General features: G+C 62.2%; 22 protein-coding genes. 12 read left to right on the top strand and 10 right to left on the bottom strand.

The genetic code is table 11. From position 1 onward, the window contains the following. Positions 1 to 109: 109 nt before the first annotated feature. Complete coding sequence (locus tag MU551_RS04505; protein WP_247040970.1) at positions 110 to 1,057, bottom strand: metallophosphoesterase; 948 nt, start codon at positions 1,055 to 1,057, stop codon at positions 110 to 112. 7 nt (positions 1,058 to 1,064) lie between these two features. Further along, positions 1,065 to 3,332 (bottom strand): transglycosylase domain-containing protein, encoded by a 2,268-nt coding sequence (locus MU551_RS04510; RefSeq protein ID WP_247040972.1) that lies wholly within the window; start codon positions 3,330 to 3,332, stop codon positions 1,065 to 1,067. A 37-nt stretch (positions 3,333 to 3,369) separates the two neighbouring features. On the opposite strand from MU551_RS04510, the gene sp36 reads away from it, so the two are divergent. Genes sp36 through MU551_RS04525 form a run of 3 tightly spaced genes read left to right on the top strand, consistent with a single transcriptional unit; the run spans position 3,370 to position 4,987 of the window. Continuing rightward, complete coding sequence (gene sp36, locus MU551_RS04515) at positions 3,370 to 3,525, top strand: Sp36 family protein (RefSeq protein ID WP_144671455.1); 156 nt, start codon at positions 3,370 to 3,372, stop codon at positions 3,523 to 3,525. A gap of 1 nt (position 3,526) precedes the next feature. Further along, positions 3,527 to 4,060: a RidA family protein gene (locus tag MU551_RS04520; protein ID WP_247040974.1), complete on the top strand. Its 534-nt coding sequence runs from the start codon at positions 3,527 to 3,529 to the stop codon at positions 4,058 to 4,060. Between the two features lie 15 nt (positions 4,061 to 4,075). Then, a complete protein-coding gene (locus MU551_RS04525; RefSeq protein WP_247040976.1) occupies positions 4,076 to 4,987 on the top strand; it encodes an NUDIX hydrolase in 912 nt (303 codons plus the stop codon). A 344-nt stretch (positions 4,988 to 5,331) separates the two neighbouring features. Here MU551_RS04525 and MU551_RS04530 read toward each other — a convergent pair whose 3' ends face one another. Beyond that, on the bottom strand, positions 5,332 to 6,009 hold the full coding sequence (locus MU551_RS04530) for a Crp/Fnr family transcriptional regulator (RefSeq protein WP_214961308.1): 678 nt from the start codon (positions 6,007 to 6,009) through the stop codon (positions 5,332 to 5,334). Between the two features lie 238 nt (positions 6,010 to 6,247). On the opposite strand from MU551_RS04530, the gene MU551_RS04535 reads away from it, so the two are divergent. Then, complete coding sequence (locus MU551_RS04535; protein WP_247040978.1) at positions 6,248 to 7,432, top strand: MarP family serine protease; 1,185 nt, start codon at positions 6,248 to 6,250, stop codon at positions 7,430 to 7,432. Positions 7,433 to 7,447: 15 nt separating this feature from the next. Here MU551_RS04535 and MU551_RS04540 read toward each other — a convergent pair whose 3' ends face one another. Next, the gene (locus MU551_RS04540) at positions 7,448 to 8,473 is read right to left on the bottom strand and encodes a DUF2332 domain-containing protein (protein ID WP_247040980.1); all 1,026 of its coding nucleotides are present in this window, start codon (positions 8,471 to 8,473) and stop codon (positions 7,448 to 7,450) included. 2 nt (positions 8,474 to 8,475) lie between these two features. Next, positions 8,476 to 8,952 carry a type II 3-dehydroquinate dehydratase gene (gene aroQ / locus MU551_RS04545; protein ID WP_247040982.1) on the bottom strand — a complete coding sequence of 159 codons (477 nt, stop codon included), beginning with the start codon at positions 8,950 to 8,952 and terminating at the stop codon, positions 8,476 to 8,478. A gap of 109 nt (positions 8,953 to 9,061) precedes the next feature. On the opposite strand from aroQ, the gene MU551_RS04550 reads away from it, so the two are divergent. The 6 genes from MU551_RS04550 (at position 9,062) to MU551_RS04575 (ending at position 15,651) form a co-directional block, all read left to right on the top strand. Further along, positions 9,062 to 9,442: a hypothetical protein gene (locus MU551_RS04550; RefSeq protein ID WP_247040984.1), complete on the top strand. Its 381-nt coding sequence runs from the start codon at positions 9,062 to 9,064 to the stop codon at positions 9,440 to 9,442. A 17-nt stretch (positions 9,443 to 9,459) separates the two neighbouring features. After that, a complete protein-coding gene (locus MU551_RS23470) occupies positions 9,460 to 11,145 on the top strand; it encodes a sensor histidine kinase (protein ID WP_247040985.1) in 1,686 nt (561 codons plus the stop codon). Next, entirely contained in the window at positions 11,142 to 11,801 is a 660-nt protein-coding gene (locus tag MU551_RS04560; protein WP_247040986.1) for a response regulator transcription factor, read from the top strand. The genes MU551_RS23470 and MU551_RS04560 overlap by 4 nt, the downstream gene beginning before the upstream one ends. Next, positions 11,798 to 13,321 (top strand): SLC13 family permease, encoded by a 1,524-nt coding sequence (locus tag MU551_RS04565; protein ID WP_247040987.1) that lies wholly within the window; start codon positions 11,798 to 11,800, stop codon positions 13,319 to 13,321. Before MU551_RS04560 ends, MU551_RS04565 begins: the two co-directional genes overlap by 4 nt. A 22-nt stretch (positions 13,322 to 13,343) precedes the next feature. After that, positions 13,344 to 14,552 carry a glycerate kinase family protein gene (locus MU551_RS04570; RefSeq protein ID WP_247040989.1) on the top strand — a complete coding sequence of 403 codons (1,209 nt, stop codon included), beginning with the start codon at positions 13,344 to 13,346 and terminating at the stop codon, positions 14,550 to 14,552. 127 nt (positions 14,553 to 14,679) lie between these two features. Beyond that, on the top strand, positions 14,680 to 15,651 hold the full coding sequence (locus MU551_RS04575) for an SMP-30/gluconolactonase/LRE family protein (protein WP_247040991.1): 972 nt from the start codon (positions 14,680 to 14,682) through the stop codon (positions 15,649 to 15,651). 94 nt (positions 15,652 to 15,745) lie between these two features. Here MU551_RS04575 and MU551_RS04580 read toward each other — a convergent pair whose 3' ends face one another. From MU551_RS04580 to MU551_RS04595, 4 genes are all read right to left on the bottom strand, one after another. After that, on the bottom strand, positions 15,746 to 17,950 hold the full coding sequence (locus MU551_RS04580) for an alpha-galactosidase (protein ID WP_247040995.1): 2,205 nt from the start codon (positions 17,948 to 17,950) through the stop codon (positions 15,746 to 15,748). A gap of 106 nt (positions 17,951 to 18,056) precedes the next feature. Continuing rightward, positions 18,057 to 19,397, bottom strand: coding sequence for an ABC transporter substrate-binding protein (locus tag MU551_RS04585; protein WP_247041127.1), 1,341 nt, complete (start codon positions 19,395 to 19,397; stop codon positions 18,057 to 18,059). Between the two features lie 62 nt (positions 19,398 to 19,459). Continuing rightward, complete coding sequence (locus MU551_RS04590) at positions 19,460 to 20,431, bottom strand: carbohydrate ABC transporter permease (RefSeq protein WP_247040996.1); 972 nt, start codon at positions 20,429 to 20,431, stop codon at positions 19,460 to 19,462. Between the two features lie 10 nt (positions 20,432 to 20,441). Beyond that, a complete protein-coding gene (locus MU551_RS04595; protein WP_372489789.1) occupies positions 20,442 to 21,392 on the bottom strand; it encodes a carbohydrate ABC transporter permease in 951 nt (316 codons plus the stop codon). A gap of 207 nt (positions 21,393 to 21,599) precedes the next feature. Here MU551_RS04595 and MU551_RS04600 point away from each other — a divergent pair, with 207 nt between their 5' ends. Both MU551_RS04600 and MU551_RS04605 read left to right on the top strand, forming a co-directional pair. Beyond that, entirely contained in the window at positions 21,600 to 22,802 is a 1,203-nt protein-coding gene (locus MU551_RS04600; protein WP_247041131.1) for a Gfo/Idh/MocA family protein, read from the top strand. 14 nt (positions 22,803 to 22,816) lie between these two features. Next, positions 22,817 to 23,848, top strand: a complete 1,032-nt coding sequence (locus MU551_RS04605; RefSeq protein ID WP_247040997.1) for a LacI family DNA-binding transcriptional regulator — start codon at positions 22,817 to 22,819, stop codon at positions 23,846 to 23,848. Between the two features lie 40 nt (positions 23,849 to 23,888). On the opposite strand, the gene MU551_RS04610 is transcribed toward MU551_RS04605, so the two are convergent. Further along, complete coding sequence (locus tag MU551_RS04610; protein ID WP_247040999.1) at positions 23,889 to 24,692, bottom strand: DeoR/GlpR family DNA-binding transcription regulator; 804 nt, start codon at positions 24,690 to 24,692, stop codon at positions 23,889 to 23,891. Positions 24,693 to 24,917: the final 225 nt, after the last annotated feature.

Here is a 24,917-nt window from a genome sequence, read left to right on the forward strand (position 1 = left end):
CGTAGCAACTACCTTATTCCATGGCCTGACACGTTTGACGGAATTCCGGGAGAGACGTTGAGCTTGGGCAGTTATTGCAATACGCAATGCTTGGCGTTGAGAGCCTGCTCTAGCCCTTTGCGGTCAGCGTGAGCAGCACGGCTTCGGGGCGGCAGGCGATGCGAACCGGTGCGAACCGTGAGGTGCCTATGCCTCCCGAGACGTTTACCGGCGTCGTGCTTCCGTTGCTGTGCCAGTCGTTGAGGCCTTTTGCCCGCCACGTGGGGAGGTCGCAGTTTGAGACAAGCGCGCCGTAGCCGGGGATACAGATCTGCCCGCCGTGGGTGTGGCCGGCCAGGAGGAGATCGGCACCGTCCTCGGTGAAGTGGTCCAGGACGCGTTGGTAGGGGGCATGGATCACCCCTACGCGAAGATGCGGCGTGATGTCCTGGTTCTTCGTCCCCCGGGGCCAGCCAGCGTACCGTTCCAGGCCAAGATGGGGATCGTCGACGCCGGAGAAATCAAAGCGGAGTCCCTTGAGTACCAGGGACTGGGCGCGGTTGGTCAGGTCCAACCAGCCACCCATGCCGAAGCCTGCACGCAGGCGCGGCCAGTCCAGCTCCAGCTGATTGCGGTCTGCCTGGGATGGCCTGAGGAGATACATGGCCGGGTTTTTCAGCCGCGGGGCGAAATAGTCGTTGGAGCCCGGGACGAAGACGCCGGGGAATTCCATCAGCGGCTCCAACGCTTCGAGGAGCGGGTCGATGGCCTTCACATGGCTGAGGTTGTCACCTGTGTTGACCACCAAGTCCGGTTTCAAGGCTGCCAAAGACCTCAACCATTGGGCTTTGAGATTCTGGCCGGGGACAAAGTGGATGTCGCTGAGGTGCAGGACGCGAAAAGGACCGAATCCGTTGGGGAGGATGGGCAGCGTCTCTTCACGCAGCTCAAACTGGTTCTTTTCCCATATCCCGTAGCTTGCGGCCGCAAGCCCTGCGGTAGCCCCGACGGCGGCTGTGACGGCAAAACCGCGCCCGACGGCGCGGGCGCGGTCTGCCAATGCGGAGAAATCGGCCATCGGCAGGCTATCCGTTCCCGCGGCCCTTGTCGTCCGACCCCGTCGGGGCCGGAGCAGGGGCCTGGGTGGGGGCCTGTGCCGGAGAGGTGCTTTGGGTTGTTGGCCGAGGGGCGGGCGCACCATTAATCATGTTCGACGGCGGTGCAGGGAATGGATTGGTGCCGTAGGACGGGGCGACTTGCAGCATGTAGTTGGCGAACTGCGGGCCCGCGATCATGTAGCCGTCGATTCCCGGGTAGAACTTGCCGTTGATGGTGACGTTCTGGCCGGCACGGTTTTGGCTGCCCAAGGGGTCACCGAACCAAGTGGCAGTCGCCAGGCCACTGGTATAGCCAACCACCCAGGTGGAACTGTTGTTGTCGTTGGTCCCCGTCTTGGCTGCGACAGGGAAATTGGTCTTTGTTGAAATGCGCGGTTGGATCCAGAAGCCTGAACCAACGTTCAGCACATCCTGCATCGCGTATGCCACTCCGCGTGCCACCTCTGGTTTCACTGCGTCCCGGCAGTTAGCTGCTTGGGCAGGGAGCTGGGCTCCCGTCTGATCCGTTACAGAAGTGATTGCGACGGGTTCACAGTACTTTCCGTCAGCAGCGAACGTCGCAAAGGCGCTTGCCAAGGTCAGCGGGGATGTTTGGGTGGCGCCGATGAGGTTGGAGAGGCGGGTCATGTTCACCTGCGGGTTGGGTCCCTCAGGGCTTGGCAGGCCGCTGTGAATACCCACGGCGTCAACAATTTTCTGGATGCCGCAGAGGTCCACCTGGGCCGCGGATGCGAACGTAATGGTGTTGATCGAGTTCGCCAGACCGTCGAGGACGGACATGTACTTGTAGTGATCCTTGTCGGCATTCTGGAGGTCCGTGGTGCCCCTGCTGCTGTCGTAAGAGTCGGTCACGGGCGTGGGACACGTGTTCTTCCATGGGAAGCCCGCTGGGTAGCGCCGCGTTGCACCATTCAACTGGGTGTTCATTGACTTGCCCTCATTGAGCCACTGCGCAAATGTGAAGGGTTTCATGGTGGAACCGGGCTGGAAGCCACCCAGACCGTTCAGGTCGTTGCCGTCTTTGTCCTGGACATCCACGTTGAAATTCTGGGTCTGATCCCATTTTCCTTCTGCCGGGAGCCAGACCGTATTTTGGGCCATCGAGACTATCTTGCCCGTGTTCGGCTGCACAGAAACCAGTGAAGCGCCCCAACGGTCTGGATTGGCGCCTGCGGATGCATCCACCTGGGCCTGGGCCACATTCTGGGCGTTGGGATCGAGCGTGGTTGTAATGGTCAAGCCGCCACGGAAAATCTTCTTTTCACGTTCATCAACGGTCGCACCGTATGCGGGGTCGTTCAACAACAGATGGACTACGTAGTCGCAGAAGTAGGCTGCAGTTGCGGAATAGGGACAACCCTGCCGGGCGGGAGTGACTTTGGTTTCCACAGGCGTAGCAACAGCAGCATCGTACTCGGCCTGCTTGATCTTGTTTTGGCTAAGCATGGACTTCAGAACCAGATCCCGCCGGTTCTTTGCGTTCTCCGGATTGGTGACCGGGTCATAGAAGGAAGGGCTGTTCACAACACCGGCCAGCAGTGCTGCTTGCGGAAGGGTCAAATCTTTGGCATTTGTGCTGAAGAAAAGCCGTGAGGCTGCCTCAATCCCATATGCGTCCCGGTTGAAGAAGACAATGTTGAGGTAGCCCTCGAGGATCTGCTCCTTGCTGAACTTCTTCTCCAAGGCGATGGCGAGCTTCATTTCACGCAGCTTGTCACCAACACCCTTGTTCACGCCGTTGAGCTTGATGTCATCTTCTTTGCCCTCGGCGGCGAGGTTATTGTTCAGGATGTTGTTGACGTACTGCTGGGTGATGGTCGAAGCGCCCTGCTTGTTTCCCCGGGCTGTACTGACCAGGGCCCGCATGATGCCGGTGGTGTCCACCCCGCCGTGCTCATAGAACCGGCTGTCCTCGATCGCGATCACGGCATCTTTGATGTATGGCGACATCTGATCCAACGCAACCCGCGTACGGTTTTCAGCAAAGAGGTTGGCGATGACACTGCCGTCATTTGCCAGAATTTTGGTGGACTGGCTCGGCGGGTCCACCTGCAACTCGGCCGGAAGAGTGTCAAAAAACTCAATGGATCCGCTGGCTGTGCTGCCCGAAACGGCAGCAGCCGGAACCAGCAAACCTGCCACCAAGACACCACAAATGGCACTCACACCCAGGAATCCGAGGATCTTTCCGAGGGTAGTGGCCGTGTCAAATAAAGGGTTCTTACCAGTCGCCATGTTTTCCACTTTAGCGGGTAGGACTAGTCTTTCTCTCATGACCAAATGGGAGTACGCCACGATTCCGCTCATTATTCACGCCACAAAGCAGATCCTTGACCAGTGGGGAGACGACGGCTGGGAGCTGGTCCAAGTTGTTCCAGGTCCTGAAGGTAACGGCCTGGTTGCCTACCTGAAAAGGGAGAAGCAGTAGCATGACAAGCCCCGCAAACACTGACGCCGCGGCATCTGACGCACCGGCATCCGCCGTCGAGCAACGACTCGCCGAGCTGGGACTGACCCTGCCCGAGGTGGCTGCCCCGGTGGCCGCCTACGTCCCGGCCCTGATCTCCGGCAACCACGTCTACACCTCCGGCCAGCTGCCCTTTATTAACGGCAAACTCGAAGCTACGGGCAAAGTGTCCACCGGTTCGGAGGGCTACGCCGACGAACCGACAGTCTCCCCGGAAGACGCCAAGCACTACGCTGCAGTGTGCGCAGTCAACGCGCTCGCCGCCGTCAAAAGCGTCATCGGTGACCTTGACCGCATCACACGGATCGTCAAGGTTGTCGGCTACGTCTCGTCAGACCCGTCCTTCACTGGCCAGCCGGGAGTCATCAACGGTGCCTCCGAACTGCTGGGGAAAGTCTTCGGCGAGGCGGGGCAGCACGCACGCGCCGCCGTCGGTGTTTCAGTCCTACCCCTTGACTCTCCGGTTGAAGTGGACCTGATTGCCGAGTTCGCCTAAGGCCGGTCGTTCCCTTTGCCGCAGTTAGCCCGTCGCCTGTTTGTGTTGCCCCCGGAACTTGAGGGGGCAGCACGCAGCTGGCTCGAACATGGCGAGCGGACGCCACGTGCGCCCCGCCTCGCCTCATCCGTCGTCCTGCTCAGGGATTCGCCCACCGGCCTGGAGACCTGGCTGGGCTACCGTCCAGGGTCTTCACCTCTTGGAGTGCTCGCCTTCCCGGGCGGCTCCCTTGACACCTTCGACGACGACCCCCTCGGCTGGCTAGGCCCCTCACCGCAGCATTGGGCCGAGCAGATGGGAACGGACGACGTCGGACTCGCCCGCCGTCACATCGTCGGCGCCATCCGCGAACTTTTCGAGGAAACCGGCGTGCTGTTGGCCGGTCCTGACCTTTCCACCACTGTCGAAGCAAATTCCACTCCGGAATGGATGCGGGCACGTGAAGCTGTGGCAAACCAGGAAAAGTCCTTCACGGAAGTCCTCGCCAAGCGTGGGCTGTCCCTGCGGACGGACCTGCTGAAGCCCCTCGTCAACTGGCTCAGCCCGGATTTTGCCCATCACCGTTTCAACACACGCTATTTTGCCGCGACTGTGCCTGTGAATCAGCAGCCCACACTCTTGGAAAGCAAGGGCGTGTGGGGCCGCTGGGTGTGCGCCAAACGGGTCATCGAAGAGCGCGAAACCACGGCGCTCGGTGATGAAGTAGGTCAGGAAAACACCGTGGGCCTGACCCTCGGAGAGCTCCTGGTGCCGGGGTCGGAGATCATGCTCGAGAAAATGGCGGCGGCGAATGGCTGCATCGCCTACCTGAGCTACAAGCGCAAGCCACACGTGTATCAGCCAAAGCTCGTGGAAGAGGGCGGGAAGCTCATGCTCGAAGTCGAGGCAGCAAAGACGGTAGCCGGGGAGCCTCAGCGGGAGCGGTAAGTCTTTGGCTTGCGCCGGCCGCCCTGCTCGTACTTGGCCCGAAGCCCGACATCCTCCGCGTGCTCGCTCGTTCCTCGCTTGGACGCACGCTTCCGGATGCCGGACCTTCGGGCCTTTTGCGTTCGATAGCAGGAGGCAAGATCGGCACAAGGCGGCCAGCGGTCTTTCGCGTAGGAGCGCATCGAGGTCGATCGCGGCACATAGGTCGCCCAGCGACCGGAGTGGCGCCTATCGAGCGTGTCTAAGCGACGGCGAAAGGCTGCTTGCCGGCGAACCCTAGACCAGTAAGGACTAGCGTTCGACGGCGAAAGGCTGCTTGCCGGCGAACCCTAGACCAGTAAGGACTAGCGGGAGCGCTGGCGGAGGCGCTGCATGTCCAGGATTACGACGGCGCGCGCTTCCAGGCGCAACCAGCCACGCTGCACGAATTCGGCCAGAGCCTTGTTCACGGTTTCGCGGGAAGCGCCGACAAGCTGGGCGAGTTCTTCCTGCGTGAGTTCGTGGGCCACCAGTACGCCGTCGGTTGCCGGACGGCCGAAGCGGTCAGCGAGATCCAGGAGGGCCTTAGCCACGCGGCCGGGGACATCCGAGAAGACGAGGTCTGAGAGGGAGTCGTTGGTGCGGCGGAGCCGGCGGGCAAGGGCCTGCAGCAGCTGGGCCGAAACCTCTGGACGGGTGCGAAGGAGGGCGTTGAGGCTTTCATTCCTCAACCCTGCCAGCCGTGTTTCAGAGACAGCCGTGGCCGTTGCTGTGCGCGGGCTCGGGTCAAACAGGGCCATTTCGCCGAAAAGCTCGCCCGGGCCAAGGATCGCCAACAGGGACTCGCGGCCGTCGGGGGAGGTGCGGCCGAGCTTTACCTTGCCCGAGACGATGAAGTACAGCTGGTCACCCTGGTCGCCTTCGCGGAAGACCGACGCTCCGCGCGACAGGTCCACCTCGGTGAGTTCGTCCGTCAGCAGACGGAAAGCTTCGTCGTCGAGCGTGGCGAAAAGGGGTGCGCGGCGCAATACCTCGATGTCCATGAAATCTCCTGAGTAAAAGTGTCGGCTGTGGGCGCTTTTGCCATTGTTCCAGAATTTTGGCGGTTCTGTGACGTACTTGGCACGGGAAACGCCCGGAACGGCGCTGAAGAGAGCCCGGCGGAGGGCCGGATGGACGAGGATCGACTGCCCGGCGGCGTCCGCCGGGGTCACCCCATTGAAGGCAAACTGTCAGACTTCGCCAGTAGAATCGGATCCTAACTGTATGTAAGGAGCCTTGGTGTTCGGCTTGACCGTTTTGGACCTGGCGCTGATTCTGACGCTCTTGTCCTATCTGATCTATGGTCTGCGCAACGGCTTTCTGGTAACCCTCGGTGGAATTGCCGGATTCGCGGTAGGGGCAGTTGCGGCCTTTGTCTCCATACCCCTCGTCAGTGATTTCGTTGAGGACACCGGTTGGCGGCTCACAGCGGTCATTGGCACCGCCGTCGTCCTCATGGTTTTGGGGCATGCACTGGGGACGGCTATCGGCCGGAGAGTCCGCAGCGCCGTGCGAATTCAGCCTTTGCGGGCTGTCGACCGCGGGGTAGGCGGCGCCGTCAACGTTGTGGTGGCGGCTCTCGTTATGTCCATGCTTGCGTTCAGCATCAGTGCACTGGGTGTCCCGTTTGTCTCGCAGCAACTGGCCGAGTCCAAGGTGATCAGATTCATCGACGGCCTGACGCCGACGCCTGTCAAAGCCACAATGGCGCAGCTGCGTTCCACTGTCATAGGCAATGGCATTCCCACCCTGATCGAGGGCTTCGGCCAAGGCCAACCAGTCCAGGTTCCGAATGCCAGCACCGACACTCCGGGACTGAACCGGGCCGCCCAGTCCGTCCTGAAAATTGCCGGAACCGCCTACCAATGCGGGCAGAACCAGACCGGTACCGGCTTTGTTGTTTCGCCCGGCAGGGTAGTGACGAACGCCCATGTCGTGGCGGGCGTGTCGCAGCCTGTTGTGGAGCTGCCCGACGGCGGGGCGTACCCCGGGCGGGTGGTGTACTTCGACGGCCAGCGTGACCTCGCCGTCCTGGCAGTTGAGGGACTGCCCTCGGCGCCGCTGGGGCTGAGCCCCGACCTTCCCAACGGCAGCCCGGCGGCGTTTGCCGGCTACCCCCATGGCGGCCCGTTCCAGTCCAAACCGGCCACGGTCCAGGACATTGCCACTGTGCTGGTGCCCGATATCTACGGCAATAATCCAACGCCCGACGACGTCTATCGGCTCGCCGGGGACGTCCAGCCAGGTAATTCAGGCGGCCCGCTCCTGACCGTTGACGGACAGGTGGCAGGAGTAATCTTCGCCAAGGCGACGTCGGACGCCGCATTGGGCTTCGCGATTCCCATGGATGACCTCAATCCCGTGGCCGCCCAGGCGCCCTCGCTCACCGATGCCGTATCCCCGGGCCAGTGCATCCAGAAGTAGCGTCCTCAGCGTGAGCTAGAGCCATTCGAGGCTTTGACCGTGCGGACCGGCGATGGCAACCGGCTCACTGTTATGTGAGACCAGGAAACGCCCTTTGAGCCGGGCCTCGTCAATGCTCGGAACAACGCTTGATCCGTCCTCTTGCTCGATGACGGTGTTGCCCTCGTTGGACAGCCAATGACTGCCACGCGCCGTGAGGTTTGCCATGATTGCCTGGAACTGAGCCCTCTCCCTGCTGCTCAGATAGCCCATGACGGCGCTGTGGAAAACCACGAGCGCTGCATCTGCCGGAGCCTGGTCAACAAGGGTCTGCAGTTGCTCATTCAGATGCCCGGCCAGCAGCAAAGGAGGCTCCAGCTGGGCGATGGCAATGGCCTGGTGCAGGCGTTCGCGACGGAATTCCTGCTCAGGCCAGACGAGGGCTTCAAGCCAGGCAACGTCGTCAGGATTGCGGACGTCCAACGGGTTCAGGTCAATCCCTGCGCGCCACACCACAGTGGGCAGTTGCGGGGGTAAGGGCACCGGGCCCGCGGTGGCACACCTCAGGAGCGGGCTGTTTGCAAGGCTGGCTCCCGGACCCGTTGGCGAAAGGCGCGCGACCTGGGTCCCGGCGTCGAACTCGTAACGGTATTTGTCCGGAAACAAAGCCAACCCGGCGGAGGCGCCCACCTCGATCAGGGCCAAAGGCCGCTCTTCCTGGCTCGCGATCAGGCCCAGCGATGGCAGCAGCGTGGCGCAACGACCTACCTCATTGGTCTGCGTGGCGCGGGACAGCACCGTCCGTGTCACCTCGGACCAGTGGGACTCCAGGAAGTTCCGGAATTGGGGGTACGGGCTCACGTCAGCGCCGAGGAAGCGTGCAGCGGCAAATAGCAGCAGCGGTTGACGCTTCGTGTGTGGCAGTTCGTCAATGAGCCGGATCAGTTCCGGATCCCGCGCCACCCCCAAGGCCCATTCCGCGTAGCAGTCGGAGGAACCCGGGGCATCAACGGTCCCGAAGGTCCTGTACCAGTCAGCAGTTGCAGAACCGCCGGAAGCCATTGTCAGGCGTTTCCGGAACCAAGCGCTGCCAGGTACTCGACGGCGAACCGGTAGCCCATGATCCCGGCACCGGCAATCACCGCTTTGCTGACATCCGAGAGGTAGGAGTGGTGCCTGAAGGCCTCGCGGGCATGGACGTTGGTGATATGGACCTCAACGGTGGGCAGGTGCACCGCAGAGATCGCATCCCGGATGGCCACCGACGTGTGCGTGTACGCTCCGGCGTTCAGCACGATCCCTACGGCCTTGCCTCGGGCAGCATGGATGGCGTCCACCAGTGCGCCTTCGTGGTTGGACTGGAAGCATTCGACGTCCAGGCCATGGGCGGCAGCTGTGTCTTTGGCGAGCTGCTCGATGTCAGCGAGCGTCGCGGTACCGTACTTTTCAGGTTCCCGGGTTCCGAGCAGATTCAGGTTGGGCCCATTGAGAATGAGGATGGTTCCGCGGCTGCGTCCGTTGGCTGGCTGTGCGTCGTTCATGCCCCAACTCTAGGGGATGTTGGTTCCCGGCTTCGGTGGTCCCGCCGAGATGAAGATTTTTTCACAGGCGTTTCATGGGAGCTTCATGAGCGGCTGACACGATGAGTACATGGAAATGATGCGACGGGCTCTATTGATGGCAGCGGTGCTGGTAGCGCCGGTGCTTCTTGCCTTGGGGGGAAGCCTGTTGGCAGCGCCCGCCGGTCCTCCCGATGTGGATGCCAAACCCGTGAAACTCGGTTCCGTGCCCGGCGCGCCTCCTGTGCCTGCTTTGGAACCGCAACAAGGGCCGGGCCCAGCCCCGGCGCCAACGCCGGCGCCAACGCCGGCGCCAACGCCGGCGCCAACGCCATCTGGCGTCCCGGCGCCAGGTCAACCTGAACCCGCTCCCGTCCCGGCCCCGGAGCCGCCGCCCGCGGCTCCGGGGCCAGCACCGGTGGTGCCGCCGGTTGTCATAGATGACGACGACGTCGAAGACGGAGATGACTGATGGCGGTGCGGGGGGACGTGAACCGAACTGTGGAGGCTGACCAAAGACTCGACGTACCCGGAGCTGCCGATACCGTGGAAGCGCCCGGCCCGACTGAGCCGCCGTCGCCCGCCGAGCCGCCGTCGCCCGCCGGGCCGCCTTCGCCCGCCGGGGAGACAGCCCGCGGCAGCGGGAATGTCCGCGGGCAGAGGCTCGGCTCGAGGGTGCCGGCACGTTGGCGTATCGCGGGTTGGATTCTCTTCACAACCGCTCTGACGCTGTTGGCTGTGCTGCTCACTGTGCGCTCGCTGATGGTGAACCATGCACGGACCGAGGCCCATGAGGCCATCGCACAGGAGCTCAGTGAATTCCGGGCGTTCTCGGCGGAAGGTGTCGATCCAACCACCGCCAAGCCATTCACCAGCATCGAGAAGATGCTCGAACGGTATCTGAGCCGCCAATCGGCAGCCCAGGATGAAGTGATCCTTGGCAGCGTGGACCGGCGCGTTCTCTATACGCCCACGGGGGCACTCCACTCCTCGTCGATCAGCCATCGGCTTCCGGAGGACAAGGCCCTCATTGATTCCATCCGGACAGGGACTGCTTCTTCCGGAATTGCCCAGACCACAGGCGGCGAGCTCCACTGGGCCAGGTTGCCCATTGTCTCGGGGCCGGAAACAGGCTACTTGATTGTCGGCTACTACATGGCTCCCCGGCTGGCCGGAGTAGCGGCTACCACTCTCATCATCTTCTTCGTGTCCCTCGGTGGCTTGGCCGTCACCGCCGGAATGGCATGGCTGGTGGCAGGCCAGATCCTGCGTCCTGTCCGGGAGGTCCGGCGCGTGGCCGCGGACATCTCCGAGAGCGACCTCACGGCCCGCGTCCCCGTGCAGGGAAATGACGACATCTCGGCCCTGGCCGTCACGTTCAACACAATGCTTGACCGTCTGGAGGTGGCATACAGGACCCAACGGGCCTTCGTGGATGATGCGTCACATGAGCTGCGGACGCCAATAACGGTTATCAGGGGCCATCTGGAACTGATGGAAGACAACCCGAATGACAGGCAGAGGACCTTGGCGCTCGTTGATGATGAGCTGGCCAGGATGGGACGGATCGTGACTGACCTGCTCCTCCTGGCGAAGGTGGACAGGCCCGGCTTCACCAGGCTGCAGGATGTTGACGCCGCATCGTTGCTTCTGGACATTGAAGCGAAGGCCCAGACCCTTGGACACCGGGGATGGCCGATTCTGGAGATCGCAGAGGGCAATCTGAAGGCGGATCCGCAGCGCATCACACAGGCTGTACTGCAGCTGGCTACCAACGCCTGCCAATACTCGGAAGAGGGATCCACGGTCTCATTGGGCTCTTCCTTTGCCGGGGAGGGGGCGGGAAGAACGTTCTCCATCTGGGTTGCGGACAAGGGCATGGGAGTGGCTGAGGATGAAGCAGCGGCAATTTTTGGACGGTTTCACCGCGGGGAAGCCTCACGGACGTCTCCACGCTCCAGGCCAGGAGCCGGCCTCGGGCTGGCCATTGTGCTCAGTATCGCTGAGGCACACCACGGGACCGCGTGGCTGCGCAGCAGCGCAGGGAAAGGTGCCACTTTCGGTCTGACTATTCCTGCTCCGGACCAGCCGGAACACGACCAACATGACCACGAATCAGTCACGAGCCCCGCTGATGGGTCACGAGCTGATGTCTCACGAAAGGGGCAGGCATGAGCAGGATCCTTGTTGCCGAAGACGATCCACGCATCGCCGGGTTCATCGAGAAGGGCCTCAGCGCCGCAGCTTACTCATGCCTTGTGGTGGATGACGGCGCCAGCGCACTTCTGCTTGCCAGATCTGGTGAGTTCGACATGTTGATCCTCGACATCGGGCTGCCCACCCTGAACGGTTTTGAGGTTCTGGCCCAGCTCCGGGGCGAAGGCTCCAAGACCCCGGTGATTGTGCTCACGGCCAGCGATTCGGTCTCAGACACTGTGTACGGGCTGGAAAGCGGCGCCAATGACTACATGACCAAGCCATTCCAGTTCGCGGAGCTTCTGGCCCGGATCCGGCTCCGGCTCCAGGACGACGCCCAACCGGGCATGACGATGGCGCTCCAACATGGCGACCTTGAGCTGGACCTCCGCAGCCGCCGCGTACGCTGCGGTGACACGGACACCGATCTGACGGCAAGGGAGTTCTCCTTGCTGGAAGTTTTCCTCCGACATCCCGGGCAGGTGCTTACACGGGAGCAGCTCATATCCCACGCCTGGAACCTTGATTTTGATCCTGCCTCCAACGTCGTGGACGTCTACGTACGTGCCCTGCGGGGGAAAATCGGAGCGGACAGGCTCGAAACCCTCCGCGGAGCGGGTTACCGGCTGCGATGAAAACCATCTATTTCGAATCGACTGCGCCCTCCTCGGTGGAACGCACCGTCAGGGAAATGAACAAGTGGCGTCCCTCCGGCGTCCTTTCCCTGGCGTCGGCGATATCGCTTCTCGTTGCACTTGGTGCCATGGCCGGGCTGACTGCCACCGTGCTGTACGGGCAGGGCCTCAGCGCCCACGCTGCTATCACTTTGTGCATCTTCGTTGGAGCCGTGTGGTTCTGGATTTTCACGAAGGTGGAGGACACCTATGTTGCCCTCGGCGCCGCCGTCGCTCTGGTGATCAGCGGAACTTTGCCCACGCAGAGCCTCTTCCACGCCCTCGGTGAAGAATCCATCTGGCTGTTGATGGCCGCCTTTGTCATCGCCAGCGCGGTAGCCTCGACAGGGCTTGCCGCCCGCGGCGCGGCCTTTGTAATCACGGGAGCCCGTAATGTACGGCAGTTGGCTCACCTGACTTCCCTTGGACTCGTAGTGACGGCCTTCGCGATTCCTGCGACATCCGGACGGGCCGCGCTGGCCCTTCCCATCTTCCTTGCGCTGCGTGGGTCCCTGCGGGACCGGCCGAACGTGACGAAAATGCTGTCGATTCTTTTCCCGACGGTGATTCTGTTGTCGGCCGTGAGTTCCTTCCTAGGGGCCGGAGCACACCTGATTACCAGCCAGGTCCTCGAATCGGCAGGACTCCGGGGCTTCGACTTCGCGTCCTGGCTGCTTCTTGGGCTCCCTCTGGCCATGGTCTCGTCCGTGCTGGCCACCGAGCTCGTACTCCGGCTTTTCACCAGCAAAAGCGATCAGTCCCAGGGCCTCCGCGTCAACATCGGCCAGCTCCAGGAGCAATCTGTAACCAGGCTGAAGGGTCCACTGGATCTGGACGAGCACCGATCGCTCTTGCTGCTCGGCGCTGTTGTGGTCCTTTGGTGCACCGAACCCATCCACGGACTGGAGCCTGCACTCGTAGCCCTGATCGGTGCGCTGGTGGTGTCCTCGCCGTACTACGGCTCAGTCAAACTGGGTGCCGCTCTCAAGAAAGTGCCCTGGTCCATGCTCATTTTTATGGCCGCCACCCTTGCCTTGGGATCCAGCCTCGTGACATCGGGTGCGGCTCATTGGCTGGCTTCATCGCTCCTGGGCCCCGTGGAATTGCTTGGTCCTGCCAAACCGGTGATTTTTGTGGTCGCCGTCGTGGCAATTTCCACTTCTGCTCATCTGGTCATCCAATCCCGTTCGGCGCGTTCGGCAGTGCTTATCCCCATCGTGGTGGCGTCAGCCGGGGCGATGGGTGTTGACCCTGTGGCCGCGGCCTTCGCATCGACAGCTGCTGCCGGTTTCTGCCACACCCTTACGAGCTCAGCCAAACCCGTCGCTCTCTTCGCCGAAACCGATGGCCAAGCCAATTACGAGCCCCGCGATCTCCTGCGGCTCTCGGCGTGGCTGGGTCCGGCCAATGCCGTCGTCGTCCTGCTTTTCAGCTTTTTTGTCTGGCCGCACATGGGCCTTCCGCTCTTTCCGTCCCACTAACCACTAGCTAAAGGTGGCTCCAATGGTCATGTCCATTCCGCAAAGGATCCTCGTGGCTCCTTCAGGATTCAAGGAAAGTCTCGATGCTGTGGAGGTCGCAGCCGCCATAGCCGCGGGCATACGGCAGGTGATCCCCGGCGTTCAGGTCAGATCAGTTCCGCTGGCCGACGGCGGCGAAGGTACGGCTGTTGCCCTGGCGGCGGCCACCGGGGGAAGGATCGTGACCCGGGAGGTGACAGGGCCGCTCGGTCAGAAAGTATCGTCGCATTTCGCCATGCTCGGCGGAGCGGCGGGCAGGACGGCGGTGGTGGAAATGGCCGCAGCGGCCGGTTTGAAGCTGGTACCCAAGGACTGCCGAAATCCAGGCCTGACTTCTACCCGCGGTGTGGGAGAACTCATTCTGGCCGCTCTGGATGAAGGTGCGGAGCGGATCATTGTGGGCTGCGGGGATTCCGGAACGTCCGACGGCGGTGCGGGCGCCTTGCGGGCTCTTGGGGCACGAATTCATGGCTCGAACGGGGAGGCGCTGGAGGAGGGAGGGCAGTCCTTGGCGAAGGTTGAGGGAATTGATCTCAGCACACTGGATGCCAGGTTGGCGGCCTGCAGGATCGATCTTGCCCTTAATCCTTTCAACGTTCTGTGTGGTCCCCAGGGAGTGGCGCGGGTTTTTGGACCCCAGAAAGGAGCCACGCCGGAACAGGTCGAGGTCCTCTCCTCTGGTTTCGATCGGTGGGCAGCGGTGCTTGCCGCGGCGTCGGGCAAGTCTGAACTGGATCTCAGGACCGGAGCAGGGACAGGGGCGTCCGGGGGTTTAGGGGCAGGTCTGGCAGCGATTGGAGCCAACCTGGTGCCTCGCTTGGAGCTGCTGCTGGATTCCGGGCTGGCTGGAATCGACCTGGATGCCTGCATCGCTGACGCGGACCTGGTGGTCACCGCCGAAGGAGCTATTGACTTCCAAACTCCCCGGGGAAAAGTGCCAGCCGAAGTGGCAAAACGGGCGCAGGCAGCGGGTGTCCCGGTTCTGGCCTTCGCCGGATCGATCGGTAAGGATGCCCACGACGTTCACGCCGCCGGGATCGACGCTATTTCGGGAATTATCCCGATTCCCATGGACATGGACCGTGCTGTGGCAGAGGGCGCGATGCTTCTCAGGGAAGCTACAGAACGAACGTTTCGCGTGCTCCTGCTCGGCTCGGCAATCTCCTCCCGGCTGGGCCGTTTGGCTGCCTGAAAAGTGGTCCAGTGGGGAGCTATGGCTACTCGTGGCGGGGTTGCCTACACTGGAAAAACCATCGTGCGGAGTAGCCCGTTCGTACCCAGAAAAAGCCCGCACGGAAGAACCCGAAGCGGGGAGAATCATGTCTACAAATGCCAGGAAATTCACGTTATTCCGCAATGCCGCCGCAACGATTGCCGCGCTGGCGGCCCTGCTGCTGGCCGCACCTGCAACGTTGGCCGCGCCCCAGGCCTCAAACGGGGGGACTACCGTCATCGATCTCCCCGAAGCAGAAGGAGCTGAGGGGATTGCTGCCGGTAAGGGAACCACGTTCTTTGCTGGAGATCTTGTGAGCGGTGATATTTACCGCGGGGACATCCGTACAGGGACGGCCGAAGAGTTCATCACGGCTCCGGAAGGCCGGGCAGCCGCCGGCATGAAAGTGGATGTGAAGAACGACCTCCTGTTCGTCGCAGGAGGCGGCACCGGCCAGGCCTACGTCTATGACCTGCAAACCGGCGACACCGTTGCCACCTACCAGCTCGCGCCTGCGGGAACGGGTTTCATCAACGATGTCACCCTCACCCAAGAAGGCGCCTGGTTCACCAACTCATTCGAAGGAGTGCTCTACTTCATCCCTGTTGACAACCAGGGGAACCTGGGGACCTTTGAAGTCCTCCCCTTGAGTGGCCCGGCCGCCAACGACACCTTCGGATTCAACGTCAACGGGATCACGGCCGTCCGCGGCGGCCAGACGCTGATTGTGGCACACTCCGGACTGGGCACCCTGTTCACCGTTGACCCCGAAGCCGGCGGCAGTGCACCGATCATGGTCACCGACACTGCCGGAAACCCGGTGGTGTTGACCAACGTTGACGGCATCATCGCTCAAGGCAACACCATCTGGGCGGTTCAGAACTTCAGCAATCAGGTCAGCCGCATCCAGTTGGATGCCACACTGTCCTCGGGCGTTGTTGAGGAAGTCATCACCAGTCCGGCCTTCTTGATTCCGACGACGGCTGCCCTGATTGGCGGAACGCTCGCCTTGCCGAACGCGAAATTCATGTTGGGCGCCACCGAATTTGAAGTGGTGCTCGTCGACGCCCGGAGCTGACGGCTCCTGCTGAGGCTGCTTATCGATCAAACCGTGCCGGCCCTTTCGGGCCGGCACGGCCTGTTCGTATCAAGTGCTCGCTGCACAGTGCTAGCTACAAGCTGGTGAACTTCAGGACCAAGGCATGCTCGGGGTTGAGAATGGGCATCGGCAGGCCGACTTCCGCGAGGAACCGTCCTGTCGCTTCGGCTCCTGAATTAAGCCAGGCAGGCGGCTGCGTCTGGGTGAAGGTATGTCCATAGTCAGCATCACCAGGGGCCGGGAAGATGGCCTCGACGCGGTAAGGCTGTTCGGGAACAAGGCCGGGAATGGCGATTCTTCCGGGCTGCTCGGCGAAACCGGTCCCCGTGCTCACCACCGCAAACAATCCGCCGGTTTCACCAGGTTCCGGCGAGGAAGCAGGTACGACCCCGTGGAGCATCAGGGAACCCTTGGGGACATCAGCCCTGATCATCGTGCCGGAGTGGATGAGGCCCCGGTGCTCCTTGTACAAGGCGATAAAGCGCTGGAGCTCCTCACGCTCCGGGCCTTGTACTTCACGGACGTCCCACTCCATCCCGAAGTGTCCGAACAGGGCAGTGATCGCGCGGAAGGACAGGTCATGGGTCCGGGCGGTGGTGTGGGACGTGGTGGGACCAACATGGCCACCGACCAGTTCCGGCGGTACTACCAGCCCGGTCCAGCGCTGGATGGTCTGGCGTTCGAGGGCGTCGTTGCAGTCCGATGCCCAGATCCGGTCGGTGCGTTCAAGGATGCCCAGGTCCACCCTGGCACCTCCTGAAGAGCAGCTCTCGATTTCGACGCCGGGATGCGCCTTGCGGAGCTCGTCGAACAACCGGTAGGCGGCCAGCGTCTGTTCGTGGACAGAGGCGCGCCCTGCGTGCCCGTGCTCAGTCAGGTCACGGTTCTGGTCCCATTTGAGGTAGCTGATCTTGTATTCCCGGAGGAGGGAATCGATCCGGTCAAAAATGAACTGCCAGGCGTCAGGATTGACGAGGTCAATGATGTGCTGGGAACGCCAGGGCAAAGCCAGCCTGCCGCCGTCCTTATAGGACAAGCTTGCCGGGCCTACAATCCATTCGGGGTGTGCCCTGGCTGTGTCCGAATCAAGGTTGACCATTTCCGGCTCCACCCAGAGGCCGAACTCCATGCCACGGGCATTGACGGCATCGATGAGCGGGTGAAGTCCGTCAGGCCACAGGGCGTCGTCAACGTACCAGTCGCCCAAGCCCGCCTGGTCGTTGCGACGGCCAAGGAACCAGCCGTCATCGAGCACAAACCGTTCTACCCCGAGATCGGCGGCGGAATCTGCGAGCTCGATCAGAGTGTCGAGGCGGTGGTCGAAGTACACGGCCTCCCAGACGTTGAGGACCACTGGCCGCGGTTTTCCGCCACCGGCCGCCGGGAGTACGTGGTGAGGCCTGGCGCGGAACCAGCTGTAGAAGGCCTCGCTGATGCCGTCCAGGCCGCGGTCCGAGTATGCCGCGAACAGGGCGGGGGTGGTGTAGCTCGTTCCGGGCTCGAGGATCACTTCGGCTGAACCGAGGAGTTCCGAGCCGCCAATCATGGTGCGGCCGTCAGCGATGGTGTCGGCGAACTGTTCGTGGTTGCCGCTCCAGGCCAGGTGGGTTGCCCAGACCTTGCCGTGGCGGTTGCCGAAGCCGGCGCTGCCTGCGGCGAACAGGAGTGAGGAATCGTGGCCGGTGCGTCCGTGGCGTCCGGTTCGGACCCACGTCCCCTGCTGGATGGACCGGCGCTGGGGGTGGCGTTCGCGGCACCAGCGGCCCGTCAGGTCAAGGAGTTCCACGGCGTCCGGTCCCACGGGAAGGACGGTGGCCAGCTCATCCAGCTGGAACGGCGATGATCCCGTATTGGTGACGGTGTGCCGCAGCTCCAGCAGCCCGCCGTCGTGAAGGGTGAGGGAGGACTCCACCGTAATTCCGGCTTCCTCATCAGCCTGGACGACGACGGCGGAAGTACCTTTCCCGGGAACGTCACCTGTGGCGACCACGGAGGCTTTCACCGCCCGGAGGCGAACCGAGAAGTCGAGGCCGGAGACGCCGTCGGAAATCCTGTGACCGCGGAGGGCGGGGCGACCGCGCCAGCTGGAGGACGCCTGGGGAAGCAGGCCTGCGGGAACCGTCGCGTCCACCGACGACGGCGGAATGGGCTCGCCGAGGATGGAGAGGTCCGGCAGCGCGGCGCCGAGATCAGCCCCCCAATGAATGACCTCAGCCTCCCCGTTGTCGAAGCTCATCACCAAGCTGGTGCCGGCGGAACGGAGGTGCAGGGGATCCATTGATAAGTCTCTTTCTGTACAAAAAATTCGATCATTGCAGGGCCCGCTTTACACGCTCGAGTGGATCAAGCGCGCAAAGCGGGCCCCGGAACTGCTAGCTGGGTTCTTACTTGAAGAGGGCGTTGACCTGATCGTTGGCTTCGCTCAACGAGCTGGCCGGCTTCTTGCCTGACAGGACAGCGTCCATGGCCGGCTTCATGATGCCTTCAACCTTCGCCGCCTTATCTGCGATCGGGAGGAGGAACGTGGTTTCGTCCTTGACGTGGGTGGTGAAGGCGCTGACATCGATTCCCTTGGCCTCGAAGGCCTTGGCGGCGAGTTCCGAGGAGGTGCTGATGGCGGGGAACACCACAGCCTTGGAAGCTACAACGTCCTGGCAGTCGGCAGAGGCCAGGTACTCGACCCACTTGACTGAAGCTGCTGGGTTCTTGGTGCCGGCCCAAATGGAGTCGGCCAGCCCGTTGAACATGCTGGCCCGCTTGCCGTCCGGTCCCTTGGGGGTGGGGGCAATGCCGGTTTCCACTCCCTTGTAGCTGGTGTACTGGCCGATCATCCAGGAGCCGTTGGTGTTGATGGCGGCCTTACCTGCACCGAAGTTGTCGGCCACGCTGGCGCCGACTGTGGTTTCCAGCTTGGGCATGTAGCCCTTTTCTACGAGCCCGGTCCACCAAGCGATCGTTTCCTGGAACTTGGGATCGTCATAGTTGAATTCCTTGCCCCACGGGTTCTTGTCCGTGTGGGTCCAACCCATGGTGGCGCTAAGGAAGCTCCACTGGGTCTGGCCCGTGCCGGCTCCGGAGTTTTCCAGCCCCAGTCCGTAAACTGCAACGTTGTTCTTGTCGAAGCCGGACTCGTCTCCACGCACGCCGTTCTTGTCCACGGTCAGGTGGGCGATCGCTTTTTCGTAGCTGCCGCCGTCCTTGGCGTTCCAGTCAAGGCCCTTCAGCTGCTCCTCGGTGTAACCGGCATCGGCGATCAGCTTCTTGTTGTAGAACAACGCGATGGTGTCCCAGTCCTTGGGCAGCCCGTAGCGTTTTCCGTCTTCAGTCACCCAGAGATCGGTCAGGCCCTTGTTGTAGACCTCCAGGTCAAGCTTGTCGTTCTTGACGGCGTCGTCCAGTGCGAGGAGTTGCTTCTTGGAGGCGAACTCCGGGTACTTGGCCAGGTGGTTTGTGAAAACGTCAGGGGCAGTCCCGGCAACAAAACCGTTGGTCAGGGTGGTCCAGTAGTCGTCCCAGCCACGCTGGGTGACCTTTACTTTGATGTCAGGGTTGGCCTTGGTGAAATCGTCAGCGCACTGCTGGTAGGCCGGAAGCTGGTTCGCGTCCCAAAGCCAGTAATTGATTTCTCCCTTGGCCTCGGTGGATGCCGGCGCGGAGCCTCCGCAGGCGGACAGGGATAGGGCGATGGCTGCGGCGGCAGCGACGACGCCGATAGATTTCTTCATCATGAACCTTTCGTTTTTACGTCTAAGCAGGGTGCGGTTGGGGGTGAGGGGGAACGGTGGGACTATTTGACGCCGGAGAAGCCGATGGAGTTGACCACCTTCTTGCCGAAGGCGATAAAGAGCAGGAGGACCGGAAGGGCGGCAATAAGGGTGGCCGCCATAAGGCCGCTCCAGTCCGGGGCGCCCTGCGGCGACTGGGACTTGAAGACCCCCAGGCCCACTGTGAGGACCCGGACGTTCTCGTCCTGGCCCACCAGCAGCGGCCAGAAGTACTCATTCCAGGTGCCGACGAAAGTCAGCAAAGCCAGCGTGGCCATGGGGGCGGCAGCGTTGGGCAGCACGATCTGGAAGAAGATACGGAACTTTTTGGCGCCGTCGAGCATGGCTGCCTCTTCAACTTCCCGGGACATGCTCATGAAGAACTGGCGCAGGAAGAAGATTGCGAAGGGCGTCATGAACAGGAAGGGGAGGATAATACCGGCGTAGGTGTTCAGGAGGCCCAGGTTCTTGATCATCAGGAAGTTGGGCAGCGCGGTGAAGATCGGCGGCACCATCATGGTCGCCAGGAACAGGGCGAAGACCTTTTCGCGGCCCGGCCAACGCAGCCTGGAGAAGGCATAGGCCGCCATGGCGCTGAAGAAAACCTGTCCGGCAGTCACCAGAGTGGAGACAATGATGGAGCTTCGGAGATACCACCAGAAGTTGATCGCGGCACCGGAGCCGCCCTCAGCTATGGCTTCTTCAGGGGTTTGCAGGCCCATAACGCGTTTGAAAGCGCCCCAGCTGAAGTCGGCCGGCAGGAGGTTGCCTGCATTCGCAGCGAGGGAATGGTTGCTGGAAAGGGCTGTGCGAAGCATCCACAGGAACGGTGCAATGGTGACGATCAGAGCGATGACAACAAGGGCCCAGGCGCCGGCGCGGCCCCAGTTGATGGGCTTGCGGGGCTTGGTGATGACGGGCTTGATCGGGGCATCAGCTCCGCGGCGGGCGGAGGGCCGGCCTGCATCTTGACGGGAAGGAGACGTAGTAGTCATTGCGGGGTCCTTAGTCCAGATCCGATTCATTGCCCTTGAGGAACTTCATTTGAATGAAGGCCACCAGGGCGAGGATGACGAAGAGAATGACGGACAGTGCAGAGGCATACCCGAAGTCAGACTCGGTGAACGCCTTCTGGTAGATGTACATCTGGATCACCCGCGAGGCGTTGATGGGTCCGCCACCTGTGGTGACTGCCACCGTGTCGAAGACCTGGAACGATCCGATCACAGTGACCACCAGGACGAGCACCAGGACGGGGCGCAGGAGAGGAATGGTGATGCCCCAGAAGGTCCTGGTGGGTGAAGCGCCATCCAGGGAGGCCACTTCGTAGACGTGCTGTGGAATGGCCTGGAGCCCGGCAAAGATCAGCAGGGCGGTGTAACCCATGTGGCGCCACACGTTGACGGCCGCGATGGTCGGGATGGCCCATTGCTCGCTGCCGAAAAACGCGATACGGGGAAGGCCCATCCAGTTGATGACCTCGTTCACGATACCCAACTGGTAGTCGAGCATCCAGAACCACAGGAGCGCAACGATCACGTTGGCCACGAAGAACGGCAACAAGAGGGCGCCGCGGATGAACGTTGACTTTGCCACCCGGTGCATGAGGAGGGCCAGGCCAAGCGCAATGACCGTCTGGAATCCGATGTTGATCGCCACATACTGGACGGTCACCGCCATCGAGTTCCAGAAGAGCTCATCGGCAAAAATGGAGACGTAGTTTTTGACGCCGATCCAAGTGGGGTCACCCAGGATGCTGTACTCGGTGAAGCTGAGGTAGACGCCGCGGATGGTGGGGATCAGGAAGAAGACGACGAAGCCGATCATCGCCGGGAAGATAAACACCAGTGCCATTTTGAGGTCACCGATGCGTTGGCCCTTTCGGACCGGGGCAAGAGTCCCGGCCTTCTTGGTTCCGCCTGTCGGCGGGTCAGGAAGTTTAGTGATGGTGGTCATCGTCGACCTTCCGTAGGTGTGACATGGATAACAGCTGGGAGTGAATCTACACGAGTAGAAAGGCGGTGGCAAGAGTGAATTCTTTTATTTCCAAGAAGAACTTGCTGCGGGCTGTCTGTCTGTTGACTCGAGTAGATGGCGATGCAACACTGGGAATCAGTTGCTGCCCGCCCGGGCAGCGGGATTGAAACCATTCATGGAGGAACAATGGCGTTTTCGCTGGGGGTCGTAGGGGCGGGTCAATTCGGGGGGCAGTTCGCCCACCTTTTCAGGCTTCACCCCGGCGTTAGCAGCGTCGTTGTCGTGGACGAACTTCCGGAAAGAGCCGCTTCGGCGTGTAAGCAATGGGGCCTCGACGGCGTCCTGGACAGCTTCGAGGAGCTCCTTGCGTCCGACGTCGACGCCGTTGCCATCTTTACTCAGCGCTGGACCCACGGACCCTTGGTAGAGCAGGCACTGCGCGCCGGCAAAGACGTCTATTCGGCTGTTCCGATGGCTGTCTCGGAGGAGGAGATCTCACGGATCATCGACGCCGTCCGCGAGACCGGGAACGTCTACATGATGGGCGAAACGAGCTACTACAACCCCGCCACCGTCTACGCCCGGGAGCAGCATGCCGCCGGGCGGTTTGGCCGCGTCTTCTACTCCGAGGGGGACTACGTCCACGACATGGACCTCGGCTTTTATGATGCCTACCGGTATAGCGGCGGCGAGAGCTGGAAAGAGACTGCGAGCTATCCGCCCATGCTCTACCCGACGCATGCCATCGGCGGAGTCCTGGGGGCAGTTCCTGCCCATGCTGTCAGTGTGAGCTGCGTCGGAGTCAGTGACAGCCGCGGGGACGGTGTCTTCGACAAGGGCGTCAGCATGTTCGGCAACGACTTCTCCAATGCCACGGCCCTTTTTGAACTGAACGACGGCGGAGTGATGCGGACCAACGAGATGCGCCGGGTGGGCTACCCCTCGCATATTCGTGAATCGCGCTTCAGGTTCTTCGGCACCGAGGCAAGCCTGGAACAGCTGGCCCATGTCACCGTGTGGCAGGACAAGAAGGACGTTCAGGACATCTCCGCCCTGATGGAGACGCGGCCCAGCATTCCTCTGGATGACCCCTCGCTTGCCAACGTTGCCCCGGAACTGCGCGATGCCTTCGTCTCAGGCCTGGCCCCTGTACACGATCCTGCCCGGCTTCCTGAGGAATTCCGCGGCGCCCCCAACGGCCATGAGGGAAGTCATCATTTCCTGGTGGACGACTTCGTCACGGCCGTCAACAACCGCAGCATGCCGCCGGTGAACGCGTGGGTTGCTGCCCGGTTTACCCTGCCGGGGATCGTGGCCCACGAGTCAGCCCTCAACGGCGGTGAGCGCCTTCCTATCCGGGACTTTGGCGATGCTCCGCCGACTCTCTAGCTAGGATCTAAACCATGACGACTCCCACAGTGCAGGCTCCTCGCGGCCCGGTAACCCGGAAGGATGTTGCCCGGTACGCAGGCGTAAGCACCGCCGTCGTCAGCTACGTTGTGAACGGTGGCCCGAAGAAAGTTGCCCCGGCGACGGAAGCCAAAGTGCAGGACGCCATCCGGGTACTCGGGTACCGTCCCAACGCTGCCGCGCGCGCCCTGAAGCTGGGTTCCAGTGAAACCATCGGCCTGGTGATCCCGGATAACAGCAACCCGTTCTTCTCCTTGCTCTCTCACGCCGTTGAGGATGCAGCCGCGGAGTGTGGCTATGCCCTGGTTCTGACAAATTCCGATGGGAGCGTGGCCAAGGAACGCCGTCATATCCGGAACCTTGCTGCCCGGCAGGTGGACGGTGTGGTGCTGGCCAGCGTGCTTTTTGAACCCGACCTTGTGGAACTGGACGACGCCGATATCCCGGCGGTGCTGCTGAACCACGGGGACGCGGCTCCGGGCTTCAGCAGCGTTGGCGTAGACCTGGCCGCCGGCGCGAGGATCGCAGTTGAGCACCTGATCGGTCATGGGCACACGAATATCGGCCTCGCCATGGGCACCAATACCGCCAACGACTTGGACGGCCGCGAAAAAGGGTGGCTGCAGGCGCTCTCGGATGCCGGTCTGCTGGAAGGTCCGATTGTGCGCGGGCCCTTTTCGCGGGCGGGCGGTTATGCTGCCGGTCAGCGGCTGCTGGCCTCCGCGAACAGGCCGACGGCGATTTTTGCCAGCTCAGACATGCAGGCCATCGGAATTCTCCGCGCGATCCACGAGGCCGGGGTCTCTGTCCCCGGGGATATCGCAGTGGCTTCCTTCGACGGCTCGGTTGAAGCGGAGTACAGCTGGCCGGCCCTCACCACGGTGGAGCAGCCTGTCAAAGCCATGGCCGAGGCCGCCGTCAGTGCCTTGATCGGGGCCGATCGCGGTAAGTCGGCCGGCCACCAGCTGTTTCCCACCAAGTTGCTGGTCCGGCAATCCTGCGGGTGCACCAGGACCGTTACGTAGAGCTTGTATTCCAGCCCTGCGTTCTCAGGCGTGTGTTCTCTCAAGCTTGGGCAGTAGCCAGTTCGGCAATCCGCAGCCTGCTGACGCGCTCCTGAAGGCTGCGCTGGGCATCCATGCCCAGCCCTGAATCGCTGATGACCTCATCAGCCTCCTCAAGCTTGGCGATGGTGCTGATCCCGAGGGTGCCCCACTTGGTATGGTCCGCCAGGACCACCACCTTCCGGGCCGATTCCATAAACGCCCGATTGGTTTCAGCTTCCAGCAGGTTCGGAGTGGTGAACCCTGCTTCGGCGTCCATTCCATGGACGCCGAGGAACAGGACGTCCAGATGCAGCTGCCTAAGCGCCGCGGTGGCGATTGGCCCCACAAGCGCGTCCGACGGCGTGCGCTCACCGCCGATAAGGATCACGGTGGAGCGGGTACGGTTGGACCCCGCGGATACATCTACCTGGAAAAGATCGGCGATACGTACCGAGTTGGTGACTACTGTGATCCGTGGCCCCGCCGCGAGTTCCCGTGCCAGCGCCCACGTTGTGGTCCCGGCGCTCAGCCCTACGGCCATTCCTTCCTGGACGAGTGAGGCAGCCTCCAAAGCAATGGCCCGCTTTTCAACCGTCAGTTGCGTGGACTTGAGTTCAAACCCCGGCTCGTGCGTACTGGCATCGCCCGGCAGCTTCGCGCCGCCATGGATCCGTTCCACCCGTCCAGCTTCTTCCAGGAGATCGATGTCCCTGCGAACGGTCATCAGGGAGACGCCCAGTTGCTGGGCAAGGTCGGAGACGCGCACTATCCGATCGCGCTGGACTGCATCCACGATGGCTTGGTGACGTGCTGCGGCGAGCATCTCAGCGGAATCCTTAAGGCAGGGGAAAGGGCTGGTCCCAGTCTAGGCATGCATCACGCTGACGCGAGCGGGTCATCCTCCGCGTGCTGCTCGTTCCGTCCCCACCTTCCCCCTAGCCTCGCAAGCTCGGCCTGGGAACCCTGACGGCGTGGCCCCACTGAGGACGCTTCCGGATGACCCCCTCGCATCAGCTCATCACGATGGTGGGATCCAGCTCTTTGCCTG

The organism is Arthrobacter rhizosphaerae (genome assembly GCF_023062595.1).
In the GTDB taxonomy this organism is placed as follows: Bacteria; Actinomycetota; Actinomycetes; order Actinomycetales; family Micrococcaceae; genus Arthrobacter; species Arthrobacter rhizosphaerae.